The organism is Acidovorax sp. ACV02, assembly GCF_014851475.1.
GTDB classification, from domain to species: Bacteria; Pseudomonadota; Gammaproteobacteria; order Burkholderiales; family Burkholderiaceae_C; genus Acidovorax; species Acidovorax delafieldii.
The window spans coordinates 458232-483494 of record NZ_JACUZU010000001.1; the positions used below are offsets into that span (position 1 = coordinate 458232).

Genomic DNA, 25263 nt, shown 5'->3' on the forward strand with positions numbered 1-25263 from the left:
CGAAAACTTCGAAGAGGCAAGCTATGACATGTGAAGCGAATCCCGCGAGGTTTGGGATGGTGCGTGCGCTGGCTGCTGCCTGCGCTGCGTGTGCGACGGCGGGGGTCATCGCGCAGAACACGGGGACCGCTGCGGGCCTATCGACCTCTGCGAAGACGGAAGTGCCAAGCACCGCCTTGGCGCGCACAGCGGAGCCTCCGGGCCAGACGCTGCAGCGCATCCAGGCCACGGGAAGAGTGGTCATCGGCCACCGCGAATCTTCTCTGCCGATGTCCTATGTGGCCAATGGGGTGCCCGTGGGCTACAGCGTGGACGTGTGCCTGCAGATCGCACAGGCCATCGGTCGCCATCTGCAGCGGCGCGATCTGCGGGTGGACTACCGTCAGGTCACGTCGGGCAACCGCTTTGAGGCCATCGAGTGCGGCGATGTGGACCTGGAATGCGGCTCCACCACCAACACGGCTGCGCGCAGGCAGCGGGTGGCTTTCACCATTGCGCACTTCATTGCGTCATCACGCATCGTGGTGCAAAGCCAGCGCCCCTTCGAGCGTATCGAAGACCTGGACGGCAAGACCGTGGCTTCGACGGTGGGCACCACCAACATCGATTCGCTGGCGCGCGAGGCTGCCAACAAATCAGTGCGCCTGCGCATCGAGCCCGCCCGTGACCACGCCGAGGGCTTTGGCTGGGTGGTGGATGGCAGGGTGGACGGCTTTGCGATGGACGACGTGCTGCTCTATGGCCTGCGTGCCAGCCATGCCCGCCCGCAAGACCTGAAGGTGATTGGCAAGCCCATGACCATCGAGCCCTATGCGGTGGCGTTCGAGCGCAACGACCCTGCGCTCAAGGCCGTGGTCGATGCGGAGCTGCGGCGGCTCATCCAGACGCGGGAGCTGCACCGCCTGTACGACAAGTGGTTCACCCAGCCCATTCCTCCAAATGGCATCAATCTGGGCATGCGCATGTCGCACCTGCTGGTGGATTCGCTGCGGTATCCATCGGACTTCGTGCCCCAGTGATGGGGGCACAGACGGTGCGCGTCAGCGCCAGGCGGTCGCCACCAGCTGGCTGTAGTGCACCGCCTTGCGGCCCAGCAGCTGCTCGAACACCGCAGGGTTGCCCACGTTGTCGCTGCCCAGCATGGTGAGGGTTTCGGTGCACCAGGGCACGCTGGGCACTGCGTCGCCGAGGCGGGCGCTCAGCTGGGTGAGCGGGTCGGGCAGGCGCAGCACATGGGCTTTGCCATGGCCCAGTTGCTGGCGCAGGCTGGCAATGAAGTCGCCCATGGTCAGGGCCTCCGGCCCAGCGCACTCGACGATGCCCTGGGTGGAGATGGCGGGCCCCAGCAGTGCAACGATGGCGGCGGCCAGATCGTGCACCGACACGGGCTGCACCCGCGCTGTGAGCATGGGGCCGGGGAACAGCGCCACCGGCAGGCGCGCCAGGTTCATGAACAGCGCGCTGCTGTCACCGCCTTTGCCAAACACCACACTGGGGCGCAGGATGGCGGGGTGCAATGCACCTTGTTTGGCCAACGCCAGCAGGTGCGTGTCTGCAGCGCGCTTGGTGGCGGCATAGCGGGTGGCACTGCCTTCAATGCCCAGGGCCGAGACATGCACCACGCGCCGCACACCCACCTGGGCGCAGGCATCAAACAGCGCGACGGGCGTGTGCTGGTGCACGGCGTCGATGGGGCGCGCACGGCTGTCGCGCAGCACCCCCACAGCATTCACCACGGCATCGATACCCGCCAGACGCGGCAGCCAGGCCTGGGCCGAGGTGTCGCGCGCAAAGTCCATGGGCACCTGCAAGGCGCCGGGTGACCGGTGCCGGGGTGATACGCCGCCGTGCACCTGGTGTCCTGCACGGGTGAGTGCGGCAGCCACGGTGCGGCCCACAAAACCGGTGGAGCCGGTGAGCAAAATGTTCATCAGCGTCGTCCTGCAAAGAAGGTGAAGCGTGCAAAAACCGGAAGGCCCGGCGCGGACCTGCTCAGGCCGTCGCCACCCCCGCTGGCAACACCGTCACTGCGCAGGCGTGAAGACCTCGAAGCGGTTGCGGCCGCCATACTTGGCGCGGTACAGAGCCGCATCGGCCGCGTGCACGAGTGTGTCAGAACTGGCGCCGGGGCGTGGCACCAGGCTGGCAATGCCCATGCTGAGCGTGATGTAGGGCGCCGTGGGGGAGCGGGGGTGGGCCAGTGCCGCCTCGCGCAGGCTGGCCATGCAGCGCTCTGCCACCGTCACTGCCTCGGGCAGGGGCACATCGGGCAGCAGCAGCACAAACTCCTCGCCGCCGTAGCGTGCGGCCACCTCGTCGGCCCGGCGGATGGTGCCCTGCAGCAGCTGCGCCACGCGGCGCAGGCATTCGTCACCGGCCAGATGGCCGTAGTGGTCGTTGTAGAGCTTGAAGTGGTCGATATCGATCAGGATCACGGCCAGCGGCAGCTGGTGCCGCCCGCAGCGCATCCATTCGGTGGCCAGCCGCTCGTCAAAGCGCCGGCGGTTGCCAATGCCCGTCACACCGTCGGTGGTGGATAGAAGGGCCAGCTTGGCGTTGGCGGCGGCCAGTTCCTGCTCCTTGCGCACCAGTTGGGTCACGTCGGTGCGCACACCGGCGATGCCGCCCTGGGGGGTGCGCCGCTCGTCGGCCTGCAGCCAGCGGCCCTCGGGCAGGCGCTGCAGCACGGCATGGTTGGCCGTACGGTGGTCTGCCATGCGCTGGGCGAGCCAGGCCTCTTCGTTGCCAATGGCGTCGGGGTACTGGCCGCGCTCGGCGCCGTAGCGCGCGATCTGTTCAAACGTGCTGCCGGGCACGATCATGGGGGCCGAGATGGGGTACAGGCGCCGGTACTGTGCGTTGCACACCACCAGCTTGTCTTCTGCATCGAACAGGGCAAAACCTTCTGGCAGGGACTCCACGGCGTCCTGCAGCAGCTGACGCGCCTGCTGAGCTGCCTGTTGGGCGGCCTCCAGGGCCTGGCGTTGCTCGATGAGGTTGGTGATGTCCAGCCGCACGGCCACCACGTAGTTCTCGGGCGTGCGGGTTTCGTAGATGTTGATCCAGCGGCCGTCGCTCAGGCGCTGCACCAGGGTGGACGTGCTGCTGCCATGCTCCGACAGGCGCTCTGCGATCCAGGCCTCTTCGCGTCCCTTGGCCGACGGGATCAGGCCACGCGATACCGAATAGCGCAGGATGTCCACAAACCCCTTGCCCAGGTGCTCGGCATAGTCGATGTAGGGGTACATGCGGGACAGCTGCTGGTTGTAGAGCACCAGCCGGTCTTGCTCGTCGAAGATCTCGATGCCCACGGGCAGGGCCTCCACTGCGCGCTCCAGCAGCTGGCGCATGCGCTGGCTTTCCTGCCGGGCGGCTTCGACCTTCTGGCGCTGCTCGATCAGGTCGCTGATGTCCAGGCGCACGCACACCGTCATGCCGGACGGGGTGCGGCATTCGTGCATGTGCATCCACGTGCCGTTGGGGTAGTGGCGCACCTCGGGGCCGGGCCGATGGCCCCGGATGGCCAGCTCGTGGGCCAGCCACAGTTCTTCCTGGCCCTTGGCTTCCTCGGGGATGCCGTAGCGCAGGCCCTCGCGCAGCAGTTCCTCATACGTCTTGCCCAGGGACTCAGCCACGGGCAGGTGCGGACGCAGGCGCGCCATCTGGTCATTGCACAGCACCAGCCGGTCTTGCTCGTCATAGATGTCCAGCCCGGCGGGCATGGCATTGACGGCCTCGCGCAGGCTGCGTTCGGCACGTTCGGCGTCGTGCAGGGCCTGCTTGAGGGCGCGTTCCTTGTGCACTGCGTCCGTGATGTCGGCGCGCAGCACCACCATGCCGCCCCCCTCTTGCAGGCGCTCGGTGATGAGCATCCAGCGGTCGCCCTCGACCTCCTGCACCTCGGGCTGGCCGGGCGAGCGATGGCGGGCCATGCGGTCGGCCAGCCAGGCATTGGTGTCCTGCCGCGCAGCCACGATGTGGCCGGATTCGGCAGCGCGGCGCAGCACGTCTTCAAAGCCGGTGCCGTAATCGACGGCCATGGTGGTGCCGGGGCTGACTTCCCGGTACCGGGGATTGCACAGCACCAAGCGGTCGTCAGCGTCGTAGATGGCCAGCCCGTCGGGCAGGATGTCCAGCGTGGCGCACAGCTGGTTGGTGGCCCGCTGCGCAGCATCCTGGGCGGCGCTGGCGGTGGCATGCATCGCCAGCAACCGGAGGCTCAGCCACCAGCACAGCACCGCACTGGCCACCAGCGCCAGCCCGGCACCCGCGCTGGCCAGTCGCATGGCCGGGTCCATGCTTTGGCGGGCCAGCGCCCAGGTCAGCAACCCCAAGCCCCCCGCGCCGCAAATCCCGACCACCAGTCGGACCAGCAGCTGTCCGCGCAGGGGGAGTGGTGTGGGATGAGGGGGCATGCGCTCGGGCCGGTGCGGGTGGTCTGCGGGAGGTGGGCGGGTGGATGAAGAAAGAAAAAAGCAAATGTGGGCGGGCGAGCAGGCGTTTGCGCGGTAGCGGGTTGGTGGCGCATGCCCACGGCGACGGTGCTCGCGGAAAGTCTAGCAGTGCTCCCCGTTTTTCGGTATCCGAAAATGCGGAGGCGGTGCAAACCCCATAGACTCCGGGGCTGGCAGTTTCCACCCCGTGGCCCATCCCCCCTTTTTTTGGAGAAAACCGATGTTCAATGACGACCTCCATGCCGACGCCCAGGCTCTGTTGCCGGGCCGCACCACCGAAGCGGGCGCTACGCGCCGCACTGCGCTGCAGGCGGCGCTGGGCCTGGGTTATGCGGCGGCGGCCGCCCCCATCATGGCGCAGACGGCCATTGCCACGCCGGCAGACGGCCTGACGGTGGGGGAAGTGAGCTTCACGGTCAATGGCTTCAAGGTGCCGGCCTACCGCGCAGCACCGGCTGGCAAGACCGGCCTGCCCGTGGTGCTGGTGATCCAGGAAATTTTTGGCGTGCACGAATACATCGCCGACACCTGCCGCCGCTTTGCCAAGGCGGGCTACCTGGCCATTGCCCCACAGCTGTACGCGCGCCAGGGTGATGCCACCACCTATACCGACATTGCCAAGCTGATGGCTGAAGTGGTGTCCAAGGTGCCCGACGCCCAGGTGATGGCCGACCTGGACGGCGCTGTGGCATGGGCCGCAGCCAACGGGGGCGATGGCGCCCGGGTGGGGATCACCGGCTTTTGTTGGGGTGGCCGCATCACCTGGCTGTATGCCGCACACGGCCCCGTCAAGGCCGGCGTGGCATGGTACGGGCGGCTGGTGGGGCAAGCGAGCGAGCTCACCCCCAAGCACCCTGTGGACCTGGCGCCCATCCTCAAGGCGCCGGTGCTGGGCCTGTATGGCGAAAAAGACACCGGCATCCCCCTTGACACGGTTGATAAGATGAAAGCGGCCTTGTCCAGTGGCTCGCCACAGGCCAAGGCGTCGGAATTTGTGGTGTACCCCGATGCACCGCATGCCTTCCATGCCGACTACCGCGCCAGCTACCGTAAGGAAGCGGCCGAAGACGGCTGGAAGCGTGCGCTGGCCTGGTTCAAGACGCACGGTGTGGTTTGATGCACAAACCCCCGGCCTACCAGGCCACCCGCAGCCGCCCCACACCCGGGGCGGCTTTTTTCATCTTGCATCGGGCGTGCAGATTCTGAATAAAAAATGAGCCAAGGCTTAAAGATAAAGCGCAACAAGCTATGACTTTGGTAGCAATCATTCTGGCCACACTGGCCGCTGGTATCGGCAGCGTGTGGCTGGCCGCCTTGCTCATGCGGCTGGGCCTGGGTGGGCGGAGCGACAGCGTGGGGCCGCAGCACCTGCTCAGCTTGGCCGCGGGTGCCTTGCTGGCCACGGCCTTCATGCACCTGCTGCCCGAGGCGTTCGAGAGCCAGGCGGGCGCCCATGACCTGTTTGCCACCCTGCTGGTGGGTGTGGTGTTCTTCTTCCTGCTTGACAAGGCCGAGCTGTGGCACCACGGGCATGAGCACAGCCACGCAGAGACCGCTGCCCATAGCCATGCCCACCATGACCATGGCCACGAAACCGGCCATGACCACGGCCACGCGCACCACCACCACGGCCCGCGCTCGGGAGGCTGGGCGGTGCTCACGGGTGACAGCGTGCATTGTTTTGGCGACGGCATCCTGATTGCCTCGGCCTTCATGGCCGACATTCGCCTGGGGGTGATTGCCGCCGTGTCGGTGCTCGCGCATGAGGTGCCGCACCACATGGGCGACCTGGTGGTGCTGCGCCAGACCAGCCCCAACCGCCGCATGGCGCTGGTGAAGGTGTCGCTGGCGGGGGCTGTGACGGCGCTGGGCGGGGTGGTGGGCTACTTCCTGGTGGGGCAGTTGCAAGACTTTTTGCCGTACTTCCTGGCCGTGGCGTCGAGCAGTTTTGTGTACGTGGCGCTGGCCGACCTGATCCCCCAGCTGCAAAAACGCCTGACCGCGCGCGAAACCGTGTTGCAGATTGCCTGGCTGATTGCCGGCATGGCGGTGGTCACGCTGGTGAGCGGGGCGGCGCACGCGCACTGAAGCACTTGACCTGGCTCAAGGCCGTGCCGGACGGTTCTGCCATGCTGGGCCCATGACTGCCCCACACGCCACCCCCATCTCCCTCGGGCTGCTCGCCCAGCCCACGCGTTTCCTGTTCTTCACGGGCAAGGGTGGGGTGGGCAAGACATCGCTGTCCACGGCTGCGGCCATTGCCCTGGCAGATGCGGGCCGCCAGGTGCTGCTGGTCAGCACCGATGCGGCCTCCAACCTCGATGAAATGCTGGGCGTGCCGCTGTCCAACCAGCCGGTGGCCGTGCCCGGGGTGCCGGGGCTGCACATGCTCAACATCGACCCCGATACCGCCGCCGAGGCCTACCGCCAGCGTGTGCTGGCGCAGCTGGAGGCCACCGCCAGCAGCGATGAACGCGCGACAGTGCGCGAGCAACTCTCGGGCGCCTGCACCACCGAGATCGCTGCATTTGACGAATTTGCCGCGCTGCTGGCCAGCGAGGGCAATGACACCGGCCATGTGTTCGACCATGTGGTGTTCGACACGGCCCCCACCGGCCACACGCTGCGTCTGCTGAGCCTGCCCAAGGCCTGGACCGGATTCCTGGCGGGCAACGACCGGGGCGCCTCGTGCCTGGGGCCGCACTCGGGCCTCAAGATGCAGGAGGCCCGCTTCAACGCCGCCCTGGCCGCGCTGAGCGACCCGGGCCTGACCACCGTGGTGCTGGTCACCCGCCCCGACCCCCGACCCATGCAAGAGGCCGCGCGCACCGCGCTGGAGCTGCGCGCCCTGGGCCTGGCCAACCAGCGCCTGGCCATCAACGGCGTGTTCCATGCCAGCCAGCCGGGGCAGGACGCGGTGGCCGACGCCATCGAGGCTCTGGGCCGGGAAGCCATGGACCAGATGCCCGATGCGCTGGCGCATTTGCCGCGCGACGAGGTGCCGCTGCGCGCCTTTGACACCGTGGGCCTGCCTGCGCTGCGGGCCTTGCTGGGTGGCGGCGATTTGACGTTGCGCGCACCCGCTGCCGCAGCGGGTGTGCCGTTGCAGGCGGAGCCCCTCGCAGCCCTGGCCGACGCGCTGGCCGCCAAGGGCCACGGCCTCATCATGGTGATGGGCAAGGGCGGCGTGGGCAAGACCACCATCGCCGCCGCGCTGGCCGTGGGCCTGGTGCAGCGTGGGCACAGCGTGCACCTCACCACCACCGACCCGGCGGCCCATGTGCAAAGTCAGCTCGATGGCAGCCTGCCGGGGCTGAAAGTGGGGCGCATCGACCCACAGGCCGAAACCCAGGCCTACATCGACAAGATCATGGCCACGCGCGGCAAGGCGCTGGACGACGCGGGCCGCGCCCTGCTGCTGGAAGACCTGCAGTCCCCCTGTACCGAAGAGGTGGCCGTGTTCCACGCCTTCAGCCGCGTGGTGAACGAGGCGCGCAGCGCCTTTGTGGTGCTGGACACGGCACCCACCGGCCACAGCCTGCTGCTGATGGACGCCACCGGCGCCTACCACCGGCAGATGACGCAGCAGTACGAAGGCAACGTCAACGCCAAGCACATCATCACGCCGTTGATGCGCCTGCAGGACGCGGACATGACCCATGTGGTCATCGTCACGCTGCCCGAGGTCACGCCCGTGAGCCAAGCCGCCGCGCTGCAGGACGACCTGCGCCGCGCCCGCATCGAGCCTTGGGCCTGGGTCATCAACAAAAGCGTGGCGGCCACCGGCACCAGCGACCCCTTGCTGCAGGCCCGGTTGGCGGGCGAGCAACAGCAGGCCGCACGCATCGCCAGCGGCCTGGCGCAGCGTACCTACGTGCTGCCCTGGCTGGCACAGCCGCCTGTGGGCGTGGAGGCGCTGGGGCGGCTGGCGGCCGCACCGCCTGCAGTCACAGGAGATTTGCTATCTCATTGATAGCTGCTCAGGCATATGGAACTGGCGCTAGCGGCCAAAATGGCTCAAAAAATATCTGTAGGGGTGTTCCAAGGCCCTCAAAGGCCTGTGCACCTCTGCTGCTAGCGCGCCAGCTCCTCGCGCACGGCCGCCACCTGCCGCCGCGACACCGCCAGCAGCTCGGTCGATCCCTGCAGCCGCACCGCCCAGCCTTCGCCCTCCTCAGGGTCGTAGTGCTTTTCCAGCGCGCGCACGGCGCGGCGCGCCACCAGCGCATTGCGGTGGATGCGCAGGAAGCGCGGTGCAAACTTGGCTTCCAGCTCGCTCAGCGAGCCGTCCATGATGTAGCTGCGCGTGGTGGTGCGCACGGTCACGTATTTCTGCTCGGCCTTGAAGTACAGCACCTCGGTCAGCGGCAGGCGTTCGGTGCGGCCCCGGTCCTGGATCAGCAGAGTCTCGCCCTCGGGCAGGCTGGGCACGGCGCTGGGCCCTGCGGGGCGGCTGGTGCGCTGCACCTTGGCCAGGGCCTGCTGCAGGCGCTCACGGCGCACGGGTTTGGTCAGGTAGTCCACGGCATCCAGCTCGAACGCGCTCACTGCGTGGTCGGCGTGGGCTGTCACAAACACCACGGCCGGGGGCTGGGGCAGGGCCTGCAGTGCATGGGCCAGTGCCAGGCCGTCCTGGCCGGGCATGTGGATGTCCAGCAGCACCAGGTCGTACCCACGCCCCCCGGTGGGACCCAGCAGCGCCATGGTCTCGGCGGCGTTGGAGGCCTCTGCCACCGTGCAGCGCTGGATGTCCGAGCAGTCGGACAGCAGGGTGCGCAAGCGGCTGCGCGCCAGGGCTTCGTCGTCAACGATCAGGATGTTCATGGGGTTTGGAAGGGGTAGGTTCGGTCGGGGCCACCGCGCCTCGGCGGTAGCCGCCCCGCAGGTCGCCACGCCCGCGCAAGGGCGTGCGCGGGCGGGCGGCAGGGGTGGGGTCGGCGGCGGGCAATGTGATGCGCACCTGATACAGCCCGTCCTGCACGCCAGCGGTGAATTCGCCCTGCACGTCATGCAGCAAGGCCAGCCGCGCGCGCACGTTGGCCAGTGCGATGCCATGGCCCCGCGTGCTGGGCTCGTCGTGTTTGCCGGTTTTGCCCTCTTTGGGGGGCAGGGTGTTGGTGATGCGCACCACCACGCGGGTGCCGCGCAGCTCGGTCAGCACGCGCAGCTTGCCGCCCCGGGCGCTGGGCTCCACGCCATGTTTGACGGCGTTTTCCACCAGCGGCTGCAGCAGCAGCGGCGGCAGCCGGGCGCTGTCGGTGCGTGGGTCCAGGTTCCACTGCACCTGCAGGCGCTTGCCAAAGCGCACCTGCTCAATGCCCAGGTAACGGCGCGCCAGGGTGATCTCCTCGGCCAGCGTGGTCGATTCGCCCTGCTCGATGAGGGCCACGCGGAACAGGTCCGACAGGTCTTCGAGCAGCGACTCGGCCTTGGCCGGCTCCTCACGCACCAGCGCAATGGCGCTGTTGAGTGTGTTGAACAAAAAATGCGGGCGGATGCGCGACTGCAGCTCGGTCAGGCGCGCCGTGGTGGCGGCCGGGGTGCGGCCCCGGGCGCGCAGCACCAGCGCAGCCACCAGCATGGCCGCCAGCAACGCGCCTGTCGCTGCGCTGGCCAGCCAGGGCGGCGATGCCGACAGGCCCACCAGCGCCAGCATGGCGCAGGCATAGGCACCGGCCACGGCCCCCAGCAGCACCCCGGCGGCATATTGCTGCGCGGTGGACAGGCGCTGCAGCACCGTCTTGAGGCTGCAGGCCGTGATCAGCCACACCAGCGTGGCCGGCAGCGCGCCGCCGGTCAGCAGCGCCAGGCTGGCCAGCCATTCGACGGGGCTGCTGGCGCCATACATGGCACCCACGCCCACCACCACCTCCACAAACAGCACGGCCCGCAGCACCACACCGACCTGGCAGGCATCGAACACCAGGGCCCGCCCACGTGGCGGCTGCCCGCCCGGCCCGGCGCCCGCAGCGGCCCGCACGCTGCGCGCAGGCCTGTCTGGCAGGGCGGAATCCGGCGGCGGGGGCTGGGTCGATAAAATTTGGGTGTTTTGCATTGCGGCATCCGGACAGTCCGGGTGTCTGAACCACCGGATTATTGCCCTCCTTATGTCCAAAGCCCAAGCCACCAGCGCCGACTCTGCGCCGTCCCACAACCAGCTCGACACCAAGGCCCAGGCCTGGTCGGCGCTGTTTTCCGAGCCCATGAGCGACCTGGTCAAGCGCTACACCTCCAGCGTTTTCTTCGACAAGCGCCTGTGGCAGGCCGACATTGCAGGCAGCCTGGCGCACGCCGAAATGCTGGCCGCACAGGGCATCATCAGTGCCGAAGACCACGCCTCCATCCAGCGCGGCATGGCCCAGATCACGTCGGAAATCGAGTCCGGCGCCTTCGAGTGGAAGCTGGACCTGGAAGACGTGCACCTGAACATCGAGGCCCGCCTGACCCAGCTGGTGGGCGACGCTGGCAAGCGCCTGCACACCGGCCGCAGCCGCAACGACCAGGTGGCCACCGACGTGCGCCTGTGGCTGCGCGGCGAGATCGACCTGATCGGCGACCTGCTCAAAGAGCTGCAGGTGTCGCTGGTCGATGTGGCCGAGCAGAACGTCGAGGTGATCCTGCCCGGCTTCACCCACCTGCAGGTAGCGCAGCCCGTGAGCTTTGGCCACCACATGCTGGCCTACGTGGAGATGTTCAAGCGCGACGCCGAGCGTATGGCCGACGTGCGCCGCCGCACCAATGTGCTGCCGCTGGGCAGCGCGGCCCTGGCCGGCACCACCTACCCGCTGGACCGCGAGCGCGTGGCCAAGACGCTGGGCATGGTGGATGCGAACGGAACCCCCCTGGTGTGCCAGAACAGCCTGGACGCCGTGAGCGACCGCGACTTCGCCATCGAATTCACCGCTGCCGCCAGCCTGTGCATGGTGCACGTGAGCCGCCTGTCCGAAGAACTCATCATCTGGATGAGCCAGAACTTCGGCTTCATCAAGATTGCGGATCGCTTCACCACGGGTTCGTCGATCATGCCGCAGAAGAAAAACCCCGACGTGCCCGAACTCGCGCGCGGCAAGACGGGCCGCGTGGTCGGTCACCTGATGGGCCTGATCACTCTGATGAAGGGCCAGCCCCTGGCCTACAACAAGGATAACCAGGAAGACAAGGAGCCGCTGTTCGACACCGTGGACACGCTCAAGGACACGCTGCGCATCTTCGCCGAGATGGTCGGCGGCCAGTTGAACCCCGCCACGGGCAAGAAAGAGGGCGGCATCACCGTCAACGCCCAGGCCATGGAGCAGGCCGCACTCAAGGGCTATGCCACGGCCACCGACCTGGCCGACTACCTGGTCAAGAAGGGCCTGCCCTTCCGCGATGCGCACGAGACGGTGGCCCACGCCGTGAAGGCGGCCACCACCCATGCGTGTGACCTGTCAGAGCTGCCCCTGACCGTGCTGCAGGGCTTTCACCCCGCCATCGAGAAGGATGTGTACGAGTGCCTGAGCCTGCGCGGCTCGCTCAACGCCCGCAACACGCTGGGCGGCACGGCCCCGGCGCAGGTGCGTGCCCAGCTGGCGCGCCACTGCGCCCGCCTGGCCTGATCTTTGCACCGCCTGTTGACCCTCTACCCTGGAGCTTTTTCATGACAACTTCCCGCCGCAGCCTGCTGTCCCGCCTTGTGCGCACTGGTGCTTTTGTGGGCGCCGCACTGGCCGTGGGCCTGGCGTCTGCCCAGCAGGCCAAGCCCATCCGCCTGCTCGTGGGTTTTCCGCCCGGCGGCGGTACGGACGCCATTGCGCGCACGCTGTCCGAGAAGCTCAAGGATGAGCTGGGCCAGCCCGTGGTGGTCGAAAACCGCCCCGGCGCGGGCGGCCAGATTGCCGCGCAGGCACTCAAGGCCTCGGCGCCCGACGGCACCACGCTGTTCCTCACGCACGACCACACCATCTCCATCCTGCCCCAGGTGGTGAAGAACCCCGGCTACGAACCCGCGCGCGACTTTGTGGCGGTGGGCGGTTTTGCCACGTTTGTGAATGCGTTTGCCGTGTCGGGCGGTACGCCGGCCAAGTCGTTCACCGAATACGTGCAGTGGGTCAAGACGGCCGGTGGCAGCAAGGGCGCGGTGGGTATTCCTGCGCCAGCTTCCACTCCAGAGTTTCTGGTCAAGCTGGTGGGGCAAAAGTACCAGCTGGACTTGGTCTCGGCACCGTACCGGGGCAGCGCCCCGATGATGGCTGACATGCTGGGCAACCAGATCAGCGCGGGCGTGGCCTCGGTGCAGGACTTCATGGAAAACCACAAGGCCGGCAAGGTACGCGTGGTGGGCGTGCTGGGCACCAAGCGCCAGGCCTCCATGCCCGACGTGCCCACGTTCGACGAGATGGGTCTCAAGGGCTTTGAAGACCTCCCGTACTACGGCATCTACGCCCCCACCGGCACGCCGCAAAAGTTCATCACCGACTTCTCGAACGCGCTGGCCAAGGTGGTGGCCCAGCCCGATGTGCGCGAGCACCTCACCGCCATGGGCCTCACAGTGGGCTACATGTCGCCCCAGCAGCTGGCCACGCGCGAGAAGGCCTACACCGAGGCCTGGACGCGCATCATCAAGACCAGCGGGTTTGTAGCGCAATAAAGGACGGGGAGGGCTGCTGCGAAGCCGCCTGACCCCAGCCCGCGTTCGCATCAACGGCGGTTCAGGTGGTACGTGCTGTCCGTGCCGTGGGGCTGTGGCCACAAGGGACCGTCTCACCGACCGGCCTGGGTGTCTCCAAAGCGGCCAGCCCCAGCGCAGTCGGTGCTGGCCGGTCTGCACAGACCATGGCACCATCCGGCACCCATCCCGGACCTCATTCATGCCCACCAGCCGCCTTCCTTCGAACTGGATCCATCACCGGTACCTGCCCCTCGCGGTGGGCGTGTGCAGCAGCACACTGGCCGCCTTGCTGGCCTGGGTGGTCATCGATATCTCTCACACCAAGGCGCGGGCCGAGATTGCTGCGCAGGCGCAAAGCCACCTGCTGCAGATCCGCGACCGCCTGGACAGGCAATTGCAAAGCACGCTGTCGGTGCCCGAAACGGTATCCGCCTTCATTGCCGCACAAGGCAGCATGTCGCCCGACATCTTTGCCACCGTAGTGGGCCGCCTGCTGGAGCACCAGCGCAATATCCGCAACCTGGCTCTGGCGCCCGACAACGTCATCAGCGATGTGTACCCGCGCGTGGGCAATGAGCGAGCGATTGGCCTGCGGTACCTGGACAACCCGCAGCAGCGTGGTGCGGTGGAGCGGGCCATCCAGACCCGTCGCACCGTCGTTGCAGGTCCCATTCCGCTGGTGCAAGGGGGGCTCGGCATCATCAGCCGCACGCCGGTTTTCCTGGCACATCCGCCGGGGCGCGCACCTTTGGGCGGGCCCCGTTACTGGGGCATCGTGTCGCTCACCGTCAATGCCGACACCCTGTTCGCCGACGTGGGCCTGAACTCCGACCAGATGGGTTTTCAGGTGGCGGCACGTGGCCTGGACGCCATGGGTGCGCAGGGCGCGGTGTTCATCGGCCGATCCCAGTTGTTCGACGAGGACCCGGCCACGCTCGATGTGCCGTTGCCGGGCGGCGGCAGCTGGATCCTGGGCGCGGTCCCCACCGGCGGCTGGGGGGCTGCAGGCCGTGCACCCGCGCTGGTGGTGATGCTGGCCTACGCGTTCGCGCTGGTGCTGGGGCTGTTGAGCGCACGGCTGGTGCGCGCCCACCAGCAGGTGCTGGCCCTGGCCAGCCACGACCGCCTGACGGGGCTGCCCAACCGGCGCCTGTTTGAAGACCGGTTGTCGCAGGCGGTGCTGACGGCCTACCGTGACCACCGTGCGGGCGCTTTGTTGCTGGTGGACCTGGATGGTTTCAAGGCGGTCAATGACAGCCTGGGGCATGGCAGTGGCGACCAGGTGCTGGTGCGTGTGGCGCAGCGTCTGGCCGGGCTGGCCCGCGCCAATGACACCGCCGCCCGCCTGGGCGGTGACGAATTTGCACTGGTGCTGAACGCTGTGGCGTCCCCGGAGGCCGCCATGGAACTGGCCCACAAGGTGCTGGCAGCGCTGGTGGCACCCATTGGACTCGACAGTGGCCAACACGTGCTGACCGGCGCAAGCGTTGGGGTCGCTTTGTTCCAGGGCCCTGCTGTGGAATCCATGCCCGCGCTCATGGACCGGGCGGACCGGGCGCTGTACACCAGCAAGCGCAGCGGCAAAGGGCTGGCCACATTGGCCGAAGCCCCCGGCGCTGCAGAGTTGCCGCAGGAGACCCCGCTGCCGTTGGCCTGAGAAGCATGTTTTGCATGGAAATCAAGCAAAAATAGCTGCAGGCGCTAGTGCATAAAGCGCTTGCAGCTATATTTTTAGGAGCGTTTGCTGCCACGGGGCCTGCCGTGCGGCCCCTCAACCCGGTCACAGCATGGCCGTGCGCTGCTGCTCGGCGCGCGATGCGCCAATGGCGGTCTCCACGTTCTTGACCTCCTCGGGCGGGGGCAGCACGGCGGGCATGCCCAGGGCCTGAATGGCCAGCTCGCGGCACCAGCCTTTGGTGTGGTACAGGTGGTGGTCCTCGTCTTTTTCCACGGCCTTGTGCGCTACCTTGAGCGTGTGGCCCACATCGCCCGTGGCCACCTTGGCGACCTGGCCCAGCAGCTCCCAGTTGGCGTGATCCTTGGTCTCCGCGTGCACCACACATTCGCAGGCCACCAGCTGTGCGGCGTCGGGGCTGCCAGACTTTTTGGCCAGCTGCATCGCCTGTACCAGGGACGTGCCAATGTGCTTGACCACGGCCCGCGTGGGCGACTGCGTATCGGGGTCCAGGCCCAGCGCATCGCAGACACCGCGCACCACGTTCTGATGCGCCAGCGTTTCTTCCAGATAACCTTGCCATTCCTTCTTCAGGTCGGGGTTGATGGCGCAGGTGAGGGCGGTGCGGTACACCTGTTCGCCGCCGAGTTCGGTCTCCATCATCTGCAGGACGAGGTCGTCGAGTTGGTGGCTGTCGTAGTGGCTTTTGGGCATGGGGGATCCTTGGGGTGGTGGGGTGAACGAAAAGGTGGGGCTTCAGGCCAGGGTGCGCACTTTGGGTTCACGCTCCCACTGGCGGGTCTGGGCAGCGGCGATGAAGCCCTGGGCGTCGGCCGGGTCCACTACGCCTGCATCGGGCTCGATGCCACCGGCCTGCAGGATGGCCCGCGTGCCCTTGCAGGCGGCAATGGCCTTGAGGTGGCCGAACGCGTCGCGGAACCAGTCGACGGCCGCCGCCTCCTTGGCCAGCTGTGCGCCCATGTCGGGCGACAGGATGGAGGCCACGGCGTCAAACACCACCGATGGCGTGCCCGCCAGCTGGCCATCGGCGGGCAGCAGCGTGCCGTCTTTCAGCACGGCACCGCCCACCTTGGGGGCCACGATCTTCACGGTGGCGCCGACTTTCTCCAGCGCCTTGCGCAGGTTGGTCACCGAGGCGCCGTTGGAGCCGTCGGCCACCAGAATGCCGATGGAGCGGCCCTGCAGCGTGGGCTTCATGCGGTCGATGATGCGCAGGGCGGGCGACAGGGGCAGGTCCTGCACCGGCTCGGTGGTGGCCGGGGCAGGGGGCAGTGCCGGCAGCCCCAGGCCGTCGGCCACGCGCTGGGCCAGGTCTGCGTCCACATGCAGCAGATGGCCCACCACCGCTTCGCGCACATGGGGTGTGCCGACCTTGGACAGCTCGAACACCAGCGCCGAGGCCATGTGGGCCTGCTCCAGCGGGCTCTGGCTGCGGTAGAACATGCGCGCTTGGCTGTAGTGGTCGGCAAAACTCTCGGCCCGCACGCGGCCCTTCACGCCATCGTCGGCCTGCGCGAAGTGGCGAAAGCCTTGCGCGAGCGAGGCGCGGGGCGTGTCAGGCTGCAGGCTGCTGGGTTCGTAGTTGACGCGGCCCTTGGGCACCTGCATCTGCATGTGCCCGTCGCGCTGCATGTTATGGAACGGGCACTTGGGGGCATTGATGGGGATCTGCGCAAAGTTGGGCCCGCCCAGGCGCGACAGCTGTGTGTCCAGGTACGAGAACAGGCGGCCCTGCAGCAGGGGGTCGTTGCTGAAGTCGATGCCAGGCGGCACGTTGGCGGGGCAGAACGCCACCTGCTCGGTCTCGGCGAAAAAGTTGTCGGGCCAGCGGTTGAGTACCATGCGGCCGATGGGCTGCAGGGGCACCAGTTCTTCGGGGATGAGCTTGGTGGGGTCGAGATGGTCAAACGGGAAGCGTTCGGCATCCTGTTCAGTGAACAGCTGCACCGACAGCTCCCACTCGGGAAAGTCGCCCGCCTCGATGGCTTCGAACAGGTCGCGCCGGTGGTAGTCGTTGTCGGCCGATTGCAGCTTGACGGCCTCGTCCCACACGGTGGACTGGATGCCCAGCTTGGGCCGCCAGTGGAACTTCACAAACGTGCTCTCGCCCGCTGCATTCAGCAGGCGGAAGCTGTGCACGCCAAAACCTTCCATCATGCGCAGGCTGCGCGGGATGGTGCGGTCGCTCATGGCCCACATGACCATGTGCAGGGTTTCGGGCATCAGCGAGACAAAGTCCCAGAAGGTGTCGTGCGCGCTGGCCGCCTGCGGAAAGCCCCGGTCGGGCTCCATCTTCACGGCGTGCACCAGGTCCGGGAACTTCATCGCGTCCTGGATGAAGAACACGGGGATGTTGTTGCCCACCAAGTCCCAGTTGCCTTCTGGCGTGTAGAACTTGACGGCAAAGCCGCGCACGTCGCGCGGCGTGTCCACCGAGCCTGCGCCCCCGGCTACGGTCGAAAAGCGGGTGAATACAGGGGTCTGTACACCGATGTCGGTCAGCACCTTGGCGGTGGTGTACTTCTTGAGCGAGTGCGTGAGTTCAAAGAAACCATGGGCTGCCGTGCCCCGCGCATGCACGATGCGCTCGGGAATGCGTTCATGGTCAAAGTGCGTGATCTTCTCGCGCAGGATGAAGTCTTCGAGTAGCGTGGGGCCGCGCGGCGCGGTGCGCAGCGAGTTCTGGTTGTCGGCAACCGGAATACCCTGCTGCGTGGTCAGCACCGGGTGTTTGCCGCCCGCCTGTTGCTGCAGCTCGCCCGCGTTGCCGCGAAAGTTATCGGACTGGGTGGAAGAAGGCAGGGCAGACGGCGATTTGTGGGCCGCGCTGCGCGAGGTGGGGGGTCGTGCCATGGGCGCTCCTGGGTGGTGCGTGGGGTAAAACGAAGCCACCATCTTTGGGCGCTTAGCGTTCCCAGCGGGTAGGACATGGCCCCATCGGCGCGTCGTCGGGCGCGGGTGATGACGGCTTGCCCGGCCGATACGTAAGTGCTTGCAACATACACCCGGGCGACATGGCACTTTGTTACGCTTGCTGGTTCCTTCGGAGGGGATAGCGTGAACGCAAAAAAATGGATGTTGGCCGCCAGCCTGTCTCTGGTGGCCTGGGGGGCCCAGGCCCTGCAGATCACCAGCTTCTCGCCCCAGGGCGAGGTGGCGCGCGTGCGCCAGGTGGTGGCCAAGTTCGACGCTGCTGCGGTCAATTTTGGGGACCCCAAGGCGGCCGCTCCCCTGAGTCTGAGCTGCAGCGACGCCAGTGTGACCAAGGGCACGGGCCGCTGGACTGGCGAGCGCGAGTGGGTGTTTGACTTCGAGCGCGACCTGCCGCCAGGCGTGCGTTGCACCGCCAGCGTCAAGCCGGGCTTCAAATCGCCCGCTGGCGCAGAACTGACGGGCGCCAAGAGCTATCAGTTCAATAGCGGTGGGCCATTTGTGCAGAATCTCCGCCCCAGCACCTACGAGCAGATCGACGAAGAGCAGTTCTTTGTGCTGTTCCTCAATGGTCCTGCCACCACGGCCAGCGTGCAGAGCAACGTGTGGTGCACGGCCGAAGGCGTGGGCGAGCGCATCCCCGTGCGTTTGATCGAGGGGGCCCAGCGCGCCGAAATCCTCAAGGGCCTGGGCCTGGAGAAAGACGCAGCACGCGAGCCCCTGTCCTTTGCCACGCTGGCCTGCAACCGCCGGTTCACCTCGGGCTCGCGCATGCAGATCGTGTTCGGCAAGGGGGTGGCCACCCCCAGCGGAGTCGCCAACACGGTGGAAAAACGCTTTGACTTCAAGGTGCGTGAGCCGTTTTCGGCCGAGTTCAGCTGCGAGCGCGAAAACGCCCAGGCGGCCTGCCTGCCGATCCGGCCGATGATGCTGTCGTTCAATGCGCCCGTGCCGCGCAAGCTGGCGGCTGCCATTCGCCTCAAGTCCGCCAAGGAAACCCTCAAGTCCCAGATCGATGGCGGCGCAGAAGGTGCCCAGGCCGATGCCCTGGTCAACAGCCTGCAGTTCAACGCGCCGCTGGCCGAGAACACCGCTTTCACCATCGAGCTGCCCAAGGACTTCAAGGACGCCTCGGGCCGCCCGCTGCGCAATGCGGACAACTTCCCACTCAAGGTGTCCACTGGCGGCATGCCGCCGCTGGCCAAGTTTGCAGCGGCGCCTTTTGGCATCGTGGAGCGTTTTGCCGAAGGCCCCGCGTCGGACAACCCGCCTGCGCTGCTGCCCGTGACGCTGCGCAACGTGGAGGCTGCCCTGCGCGTGCAGGGCCTGCAAGCAGGTGTTGCGACAGCCACCGCACCGGCGGGCAAGGTGAGCACGCTCAAGCCCCGCACCGACGCGGACATCATTGCCTGGTTTCGCAAGGTGCAGCGCTATGACAGTTACGTGGTCAACCGCAAGCAGGCGCGGCAGGACGTGACCGGCCCCCTGCCCAAGGTGCTGGATGACGACAAGGAATACGTGCAGTCGCGCATGCTGTCGCTGCTGGCAGGCAAGGGCGGCGTCAAGACGCTGGACCTGCCCAAGCCATCGAGCAACGACCCGCGCCCGTTCGAGGTGGTGGGCATTCCGCTCACACCCGGCTTCCATGTGGTGGAGATCGCGTCGCAAAAGCTCGGCGCCTCGCTGCTGGACGACCGCCATGGCGAAGGCCGCACGATGTACGTGCGCACCTCGGCGCTGGTGACCAACCTGGGCGTGCATTTCAAGCTGGGCCGCGAAAACGCCATGGCCTGGGTCACCACGCTGGACAAGGGCCAGCCCGTGCAGGGCGCCACGGTGCGCGTGTCGGACTGCCGAGGCAACGAACTGGCGCAGGCCGTGACCGACGCACAGGGTATAGCCCGTGTGGAGGGCCTTTCGTCCGAACCGCCCGGCTGCAATTCCCATTCTGAGGACGAGGTGGGCCAGTCGTACTTTGTGAGCGCGCGCCACAAGGGGGTGGATGGCGTGGAGGACATGGCCTTCACATGGAGCGACTGGCAGCGGGGCATCGAGCCCTGGCGCTTCAATGTGCCCACCAGCCGGGCACCCTCGCCGGACGAGCGCGTCCACACCATCTTTGATCGCACGCTGTTCCGCGCGGGCGAAACCGTGTCGATGAAGCACCTGCTGCGCGCCGAAACGCGCCAGGGTTTTGCCCTGTCGGCATCGCGTCCCGACACCCTTGTCATCACCCACCTGGGCAGCGGCCAGCAGTTCACCCAACCCCTGGTGTGGCGCGGCACGGCCACCGGGGGGCTCAGTGCGCAAAGCACCTTTGCGATTCCGCCCGCTGCCAAGCTGGGCGTGTACCAGGTCGAGCTGGGGGGCAACGGCACGGTGAATGGCAGCCTAGCGTCGGGCTCGTTCCGCGTGGAGGAGTTCCGCCTGCCCGTGCTGGAAGGCCGCATCGCCCCGGTCGAGAAAAAGGCACTGGTGCGCGTGCGGTCGGTGCCCACCGACGTGCAGATCAACTACGTGGCCGGTGGCGGCGCGGCCAACCTGCCGGTGCGCGTGTCGGCCCTGGTGCGCGGCAAGTCCCTGGAGTTCAGCGACTACGATACCTTCCGCTTCAACCCGCCCCGCAAGCGCGAGCAGAGCAACGCCAACAGCGACGACGAAGAGGCCACCGCCAGTCAGGATGCACGCGTGATTGCCGACAAGCTGCCGCTCACCCTCGACAAGAACGGTGCGGGCAAGGTCACCATCGACAATGTCCCCCAGGCCCGCCAGCCGCAGGAACTGCTGCTGGAGGCCACCTACGCCGACCCCAATGGCGAGGTGCAGACCCTTCGCAGCACGCAGATGCTGTGGCCCGCCGGTGTGGTGGCGGGCATCAAGACCGAAGGCTGGGTGTCTGCGCGCCAGAAGATCCGCTTCCAGGCGCTGGCGCTGCAGCACAACGGCAAGCCGGCGGCCGACACCGCGCTGCAGGTGCAGGCCCTGGCCCGCATCACCACCACCACGCGCAAGCGCATGGTGGGTGGCTTCTACAGCTACGACAACCAGACCGATACCAAGGACCTGGGCACGCTGTGCAGCGGCAAAAGCGACGCGCGAGGCCTGTTGCTCTGCGAGGCCAAGCTCGACGAGGCGGGCGAGGTGGAGCTGGTGGTCACGGCCACGGACAAGGACGGCAACACCAGCGTGGCCGCTTCGTCGGTGTGGGTCACGCGCCAGGGCGAGCTGTGGTTTGGCGGCGAAGACCATGACCGCATCGATCTGCTGGCCGAGAAGAAGAGCTACCAGCCCGGCGAGACCGCCAAGTTCCAGGTGCGCATGCCGTTCCGCTTTGCCACGGCCCTGGTGGCCGTGGAGCGTGAGGGCATCATCGACACGCAGGTGGTGCAGCTCAACGGCCAGGACCCCACGGTGAGCCTGAAGGTGCAGCCCGACTGGGGACCCAACGTGTACGTGAGCGTGCTGGCCTTGCGGGGCCGCCTGCGCGAAGTGCCGTGGTACAGCTTCTTCACCTGGGGCTTCAAGGCGCCGCGCGAGTGGTGGACCTCGTTCTGGTACGAAGGCAAGGAATACCAGGCGCCCACGGCGCTGGTGGATCTGTCCAAGCCCGCATACCGCCTGGGCGTGGCCGAAATCCGCGTGGGCACGCAGGCCCACCAGATCGATGTGAAGGTGCAGGCTGACAAGGAGAGCTACGCCGTGCGCGGCAAGGCCCAGGTCACCATCACCGCCACGCTGCCCGGCGGCAAGCCCGCCGCCAATGCCGAAGTGGCCCTGGCCGCCGTGGACCAGGCGCTGCTGGAGCTGATGCCCAACAACAGCTGGAACCTGCTGGAAGCCATGCTGCAGCGCCGCAGCTGGGGCGTGGAGACATCCACCGCGCAGATGGAAATCATCGGCCGGCGCCACTACGGCAAGAAGGCCGTGCCCGCTGGGGGTGGTGGGGGCAAGTCGCCCACGCGCGAGTTGCTGGACACCCTGCTGCTGTGGGAGCCCGCACTCAAGCTCGACGCCAACGGCCAGGCCAAGGTCACCGTGCCGCTCAACGATGCGCTGACCACCTTCAAGATCGTGGCGGTGGCCGATGCGTCCACTGGGCTGTTTGGCACCGGCAGCACCAGCATCCGCGCCACGCAGGACCTGCAGATCATCAGCGGCCTGCCGCCGCTGGTGCGTGAGGACGACCAGTTCCGCGCGCAGATCACGCTGCGCAACACCACCAAGGCCGCCATGAAGGTGGAGGTGGCACCACGCGCTACGCTGCTGGACCTGAAGCCGCAGACCATCGACATCCCGGCGGGAGAGGCGCGTGAGGTGGCCTGGGACGTGACGGCCCCAGCGCAGCTGGCGCAGACGCGCGCCGAGGCCATCCTGTGGGAGATCGAAGCCAAGGACCAGGTCAGTGGTGCCCGCGACGCCCTCAAGGCCCGCCAGCGCATCGTGCAGGCGGTGCCGCTCACGGTGCAGCAGGCCACGCTGGTGCAGGTGGACGGTAGCTACAACCTCGATGTGAACCCACCTGCCGACGCATTGCCCGGCCGGGGCGGCCTCAAGATGTCGCTGCAGCCCAAGCTGGCCGAAGGCCTGCCCGGCGTGCGCGACTGGTGGGCGCGCTACCCGTTTGCCTGCCTGGAGCAAAAGACCAGCAAGGCCGTGGGCCTGCGTGATGGCGCGCTGTGGCAGACCGTGGTGGCGCAGTTGCCCACCTACCTCGACAGCGATGGCTTGGCCAATTACTTCCCGCCGCGCGACGGCGACGCCAACCGGGGCAGCGACACCCTGACGGCCTATGTGCTGGCCGCCACGCACGAGGCCGCCAGCATCAACCCCGCGTTTGCACTGCCCGACGAGGCCCGCGCGCCCATGGAGCGTGGCCTGATCGCGTTTGTGGAAGGCCGCATCCAGCGCAACTTCTGGAGCCCGCGCAAGGACCTGGACATGCGCAAGGTGGCTGCGCTCGAAGCGCTGTCGCGCTACGGCAAGGCCCAGGGCCGCATGGTAAGCAGCATCACCATCGCGCCCAACCAGTGGCCCACCCACACGGTGATCGACTGGGTCAATGTCTTGAAGCGCGTGGCCGATGTGCCCGAGCGCGACAAGCGCCTGGCCGAGGCGATGCAGATCCTGCGCGGCCGCCTGTCGTTCCAGGGCACCAAGCTCATCTTCAGCAACGAGCAGGACGACTACTGGTGGTGGCTGATGCAGAACGGCGACGTGAACACTGCCCGCCTGATGCTGGCCGTGATGGACGACCCGGCCTGGAAGGACGACATGGGCCGCCTGGCCAACGGTTTTATCAGCCGCCAGCAGGCAGGCGCCTGGCACACCACCACCGCCAACCTGTGGGGCGGCCTGGCGCTGGAAAAATTCAGCGCCAAGTTCGAGGCCACACCCGTGTCGGGCACCACCAAGGCCAGCATGGGTGGCAACACCGCCAGCGTGGACTGGAGCAAGGTTGATCGCCTGAAGGCGTCGGACGCCACCGGCGCTCCCAACCAGATCACCTGGTTTGGTGCACCCGCATCGCCCGGCAACCTCAAGAACAACGGCATGTTCCTGCCTTGGGCAAGTGCTGCGGGCAAGGCGGGCGGCAAGGAGCAGCTGGCCGTCACGCACCAGGGCCCGGGCAAGCCCTGGCTCACGCTGCAGTCGGTGGCGGCCATTGATCTCAAGGCCCCGTTCGCGGCGGGCTATGCGATCAAGAAGACCATCACCCCGGTGGAGCAGGCCAACAAGTCGCTGCCCGCCGGCCAGTACACGCGGGGCGACGTGCTGCGGGTGACGCTGGAGGTCAACGCCACGGCCGACATGACCTGGGTGGCCATCACCGACCCCATCCCGGGTGGCGCCACCATCCTGGGCAGCGGCCTGGGCCGCGATTCCGAGATCGCCACGCAGGGCGAAAAGAAGAGCGGCGCCGGCTGGCCCGCGTTCGAGGAGCGCAGTTTTGAGTCCTTCCGCAGCTACTACGAGTACCTGCCCAAGGGCATCGTCAAGATGGAGTACACCGTGCGCCTGAACAACGCGGGCGACTTTGCGCTGCCACCGAGCCGGGTCGAGGCCATGTATGCGCCCGAGATGTTTGGCGAGTCGCCCAACGCACGGGTAAAGGTGCAGGTGGCCAAATAAGCTGCGACGCCCCAACGCCACTTCGTCATAACGCAGCCGTGCACAGCTTTGCCCATTGCCCACCCCAGGTACGCATGCCATGAGCCTCAGCGTCTTCCTGGAGCTGCGGTTCTGGCTGCTGGTGGGGTTCTCGCTGGTGCTGCCGGTGGGCATTTATGCGCTGCTGCTGGTCACGCGGTCGATCTCGCGCTGGGCGGTGCTGGGGTTTGGTGTGGCCCTGGTGCTGATCGCGGGGGTGGATGTGTACCTGCTGCAGTCCATGGCAGCACAGGCCAAGAGCACGCCGTCGCTGGCCGACGATGTGTGGTTCAGTTCCGAGCTGACGATTGCGCTGTACCTGCTGCCGGTGGTGTTCGGCGGTATCGGCGTCAACCTGATCTCGCATGTGCTGCTGCGCCACCTGACCGAGGCCGAGGGGCGGTTTGACCGGGAGCACTCCGATCGTTGAGTCGTGAGGCGCTTACGATGTTCAGATCCCTTCGTTTTCAGAAAGTCAACCCACCATGATCCTGGGTCTCGCTGCCAACCGCTTGCACCACCACACCGAAGATGCGGCGCTCTTTGCCTGGCTGCGCGCCTGCGAGGCGGGTATCCGGGAACTGCAGCTGGGGCTGCACGCCGTGGGCCGCACGCACGATGCCATCGTCGCTGCGGGCATGCTGCAGGGGTACCGGCCGCTGGTGCGCTATCCCTACGGGCGCGACGGTGGGCTGATGAAAGTGGTGGCAGAGGTGGTGGGCATGGGGGAAGGGCGCACGCTCGATGGCGCGATCTACCTCACCGACCCTGTGGAGCCTTCTTCCATCTTCCCCGAGGCGCTGGCCCTCAAGCGGCAGTGTGTGATCCACGGCAAGCCGTTTCTTTCCACCGTGGCCAGCGCGCGCGACTGGATCGAAATGGAGCGCATCCACGCCGGGCTGGCGCCCGACCCGCAGGCCGACCGGTTTCATGACCATGGCACCCAGACGCTGGCCCTGATTGCGCATGACGCGTGCAAACAGGCCATGCTCGACTTCGCGGATCGCAACTTTGATGTGCTGTCGCAGTTTCGCCACCGGGTGGCCACCGGCACCACGGGCCAGCGACTGAACGCCCTGGCGTTGAGCAAGGGCTGGCCCGAGGGGCAGCCCTGGGTGCAGCGTTTTAACAGCGGGCCGCTGGGTGGCGATGCGCAGATTGCCGACCTGGTGCTGGAGCGCCGTTGCCATCGAGCCGTTTTTTTTGAGGACCCGCATGTGGCGCGCCAGCACGAGGCCGACATCCAGTTGCTGGAGCGCGCCGTGACCACCGCCACGCACGATGCGGTGTGTGTCACCGTGCCGGGCGTGGCGCAGCGCTGGTGCGACGCCGTGCGCCTGCGCGCAGCGCGCTGATGGCGCTTTGATCTCTGCGCGTTTGTGCTCCTT

General features: G+C 67.3%; 16 protein-coding genes. 10 read left to right on the forward strand and 6 right to left on the reverse strand.

The features are described from left to right. The first annotated feature begins 23 nt into the window (after nt 1-23). Complete coding sequence (locus IB236_RS02155; RefSeq protein ID WP_192418579.1) at nt 24-1019, forward strand: amino acid ABC transporter substrate-binding protein; 996 nt, start codon at nt 24-26, stop codon at nt 1017-1019. Between the two features lie 21 nt (nt 1020-1040). On the opposite strand, the gene IB236_RS02160 is transcribed toward IB236_RS02155, so the two are convergent. Together IB236_RS02160 and IB236_RS02165 are read right to left on the reverse strand one after the other, a co-directional pair. After that, nucleotides 1041-1931, reverse strand: coding sequence for an NAD-dependent epimerase/dehydratase family protein (locus IB236_RS02160; protein WP_192418581.1), 891 nt, complete (start codon nt 1929-1931; stop codon nt 1041-1043). Between the two features lie 93 nt (nt 1932-2024). Next, the gene (locus IB236_RS02165) at nt 2025-4415 is read right to left on the reverse strand and encodes a GGDEF domain-containing protein (RefSeq protein WP_192418583.1); all 2391 of its coding nucleotides are present in this window, start codon (nt 4413-4415) and stop codon (nt 2025-2027) included. 259 nt (nt 4416-4674) lie between these two features. On the opposite strand from IB236_RS02165, the gene IB236_RS02170 reads away from it, so the two are divergent. The 3 genes from IB236_RS02170 to arsA all read left to right on the forward strand — a co-directional run bounded on the left by IB236_RS02170 (nt 4675) and on the right by arsA (nt 8427). After that, nucleotides 4675-5571, forward strand: coding sequence for a dienelactone hydrolase family protein (locus tag IB236_RS02170; protein WP_056061167.1), 897 nt, complete (start codon nt 4675-4677; stop codon nt 5569-5571). Nucleotides 5572-5702: 131 nt separating this feature from the next. Further along, on the forward strand, nt 5703-6542 hold the full coding sequence (locus IB236_RS02175) for a ZIP family metal transporter (RefSeq protein ID WP_056747512.1): 840 nt from the start codon (nt 5703-5705) through the stop codon (nt 6540-6542). A 52-nt stretch (nt 6543-6594) separates the two neighbouring features. Beyond that, nucleotides 6595-8427, forward strand: a complete 1833-nt coding sequence (gene arsA, locus IB236_RS02180) for an arsenical pump-driving ATPase (RefSeq protein WP_056747513.1) — start codon at nt 6595-6597, stop codon at nt 8425-8427. 101 nt (nt 8428-8528) lie between these two features. Here arsA and IB236_RS02185 read toward each other — a convergent pair whose 3' ends face one another. Then, nucleotides 8529-9278 (reverse strand): LytTR family DNA-binding domain-containing protein, encoded by a 750-nt coding sequence (locus tag IB236_RS02185; RefSeq protein WP_056061176.1) that lies wholly within the window; start codon nt 9276-9278, stop codon nt 8529-8531. Next, entirely contained in the window at nt 9259-10509 is a 1251-nt protein-coding gene (locus IB236_RS02190; RefSeq protein ID WP_056061180.1) for a sensor histidine kinase, read from the reverse strand. The genes IB236_RS02185 and IB236_RS02190 overlap by 20 nt, the downstream gene beginning before the upstream one ends. A gap of 52 nt (nt 10510-10561) precedes the next feature. Between IB236_RS02190 and argH the strand changes: the two genes are divergently transcribed. The 3 genes from argH (at nt 10562) to IB236_RS02205 (ending at nt 14758) form a co-directional block, all read left to right on the forward strand. Continuing rightward, a complete protein-coding gene (argH, locus tag IB236_RS02195; protein ID WP_192418585.1) occupies nt 10562-12049 on the forward strand; it encodes an argininosuccinate lyase in 1488 nt (495 codons plus the stop codon). A 41-nt stretch (nt 12050-12090) separates the two neighbouring features. After that, a complete protein-coding gene (locus IB236_RS02200; protein WP_099729640.1) occupies nt 12091-13080 on the forward strand; it encodes a Bug family tripartite tricarboxylate transporter substrate binding protein in 990 nt (329 codons plus the stop codon). Nucleotides 13081-13300: 220 nt separating this feature from the next. After that, entirely contained in the window at nt 13301-14758 is a 1458-nt protein-coding gene (locus IB236_RS02205) for a diguanylate cyclase domain-containing protein (RefSeq protein ID WP_192418587.1), read from the forward strand. Between the two features lie 123 nt (nt 14759-14881). Here the strand turns inward: IB236_RS02205 and IB236_RS02210 are convergent, their stop codons facing one another. Further along, on the reverse strand, nt 14882-15490 hold the full coding sequence (locus IB236_RS02210; protein WP_056747517.1) for a hypothetical protein: 609 nt from the start codon (nt 15488-15490) through the stop codon (nt 14882-14884). Between the two features lie 42 nt (nt 15491-15532). Then, a complete protein-coding gene (locus IB236_RS02215) occupies nt 15533-17650 on the reverse strand; it encodes a catalase (RefSeq protein ID WP_192418589.1) in 2118 nt (705 codons plus the stop codon). A gap of 222 nt (nt 17651-17872) precedes the next feature. On the opposite strand from IB236_RS02215, the gene IB236_RS02220 reads away from it, so the two are divergent. The 3 genes from IB236_RS02220 to IB236_RS02230 all read left to right on the forward strand — a co-directional run bounded on the left by IB236_RS02220 (nt 17873) and on the right by IB236_RS02230 (nt 25230). Next, complete coding sequence (locus IB236_RS02220; protein WP_192418956.1) at nt 17873-23857, forward strand: alpha-2-macroglobulin; 5985 nt, start codon at nt 17873-17875, stop codon at nt 23855-23857. Nucleotides 23858-23936: 79 nt separating this feature from the next. After that, nucleotides 23937-24305, forward strand: a complete 369-nt coding sequence (locus IB236_RS02225; protein ID WP_056747520.1) for a hypothetical protein — start codon at nt 23937-23939, stop codon at nt 24303-24305. Nucleotides 24306-24360: 55 nt separating this feature from the next. Further along, nucleotides 24361-25230, forward strand: coding sequence for a methylglyoxal synthase (locus IB236_RS02230; RefSeq protein WP_192418591.1), 870 nt, complete (start codon nt 24361-24363; stop codon nt 25228-25230). Nucleotides 25231-25263: the final 33 nt, after the last annotated feature.

What these genes read in the sequence shown, in the direction of transcription:
- IB236_RS02155 (WP_192418579.1), top strand. Translation starts at nt 24, where the DNA reads ATGACATGTGAAGCGAATCCCGCGAGGTTTGGGATGGTGCGTGCGCTG.
- IB236_RS02160 (WP_192418581.1), bottom strand. Translation starts at nt 1,931, where the DNA reads ATGAACATTTTGCTCACCGGCTCCACCGGTTTTGTGGGCCGCACCGTG.
- IB236_RS02165 (WP_192418583.1), bottom strand. Translation starts at nt 4,415, where the DNA reads ATGCCCCCTCATCCCACACCACTCCCCCTGCGCGGACAGCTGCTGGTC.
- IB236_RS02170 (WP_056061167.1), top strand. Translation starts at nt 4,675, where the DNA reads ATGTTCAATGACGACCTCCATGCCGACGCCCAGGCTCTGTTGCCGGGC.
- IB236_RS02175 (WP_056747512.1), top strand. Translation starts at nt 5,703, where the DNA reads ATGACTTTGGTAGCAATCATTCTGGCCACACTGGCCGCTGGTATCGGC.
- arsA (WP_056747513.1), top strand. Translation starts at nt 6,595, where the DNA reads ATGACTGCCCCACACGCCACCCCCATCTCCCTCGGGCTGCTCGCCCAG.
- IB236_RS02185 (WP_056061176.1), bottom strand. Translation starts at nt 9,278, where the DNA reads ATGAACATCCTGATCGTTGACGACGAAGCCCTGGCGCGCAGCCGCTTG.
- IB236_RS02190 (WP_056061180.1), bottom strand. Translation starts at nt 10,509, where the DNA reads ATGCAAAACACCCAAATTTTATCGACCCAGCCCCCGCCGCCGGATTCC.
- argH (WP_192418585.1), top strand. Translation starts at nt 10,562, where the DNA reads ATGTCCAAAGCCCAAGCCACCAGCGCCGACTCTGCGCCGTCCCACAAC.
- IB236_RS02200 (WP_099729640.1), top strand. Translation starts at nt 12,091, where the DNA reads ATGACAACTTCCCGCCGCAGCCTGCTGTCCCGCCTTGTGCGCACTGGT.
- IB236_RS02205 (WP_192418587.1), top strand. Translation starts at nt 13,301, where the DNA reads ATGCCCACCAGCCGCCTTCCTTCGAACTGGATCCATCACCGGTACCTG.
- IB236_RS02210 (WP_056747517.1), bottom strand. Translation starts at nt 15,490, where the DNA reads ATGCCCAAAAGCCACTACGACAGCCACCAACTCGACGACCTCGTCCTG.
- IB236_RS02215 (WP_192418589.1), bottom strand. Translation starts at nt 17,650, where the DNA reads ATGGCACGACCCCCCACCTCGCGCAGCGCGGCCCACAAATCGCCGTCT.
- IB236_RS02220 (WP_192418956.1), top strand. Translation starts at nt 17,873, where the DNA reads ATGTTGGCCGCCAGCCTGTCTCTGGTGGCCTGGGGGGCCCAGGCCCTG.
- IB236_RS02225 (WP_056747520.1), top strand. Translation starts at nt 23,937, where the DNA reads ATGAGCCTCAGCGTCTTCCTGGAGCTGCGGTTCTGGCTGCTGGTGGGG.
- IB236_RS02230 (WP_192418591.1), top strand. Translation starts at nt 24,361, where the DNA reads ATGATCCTGGGTCTCGCTGCCAACCGCTTGCACCACCACACCGAAGAT.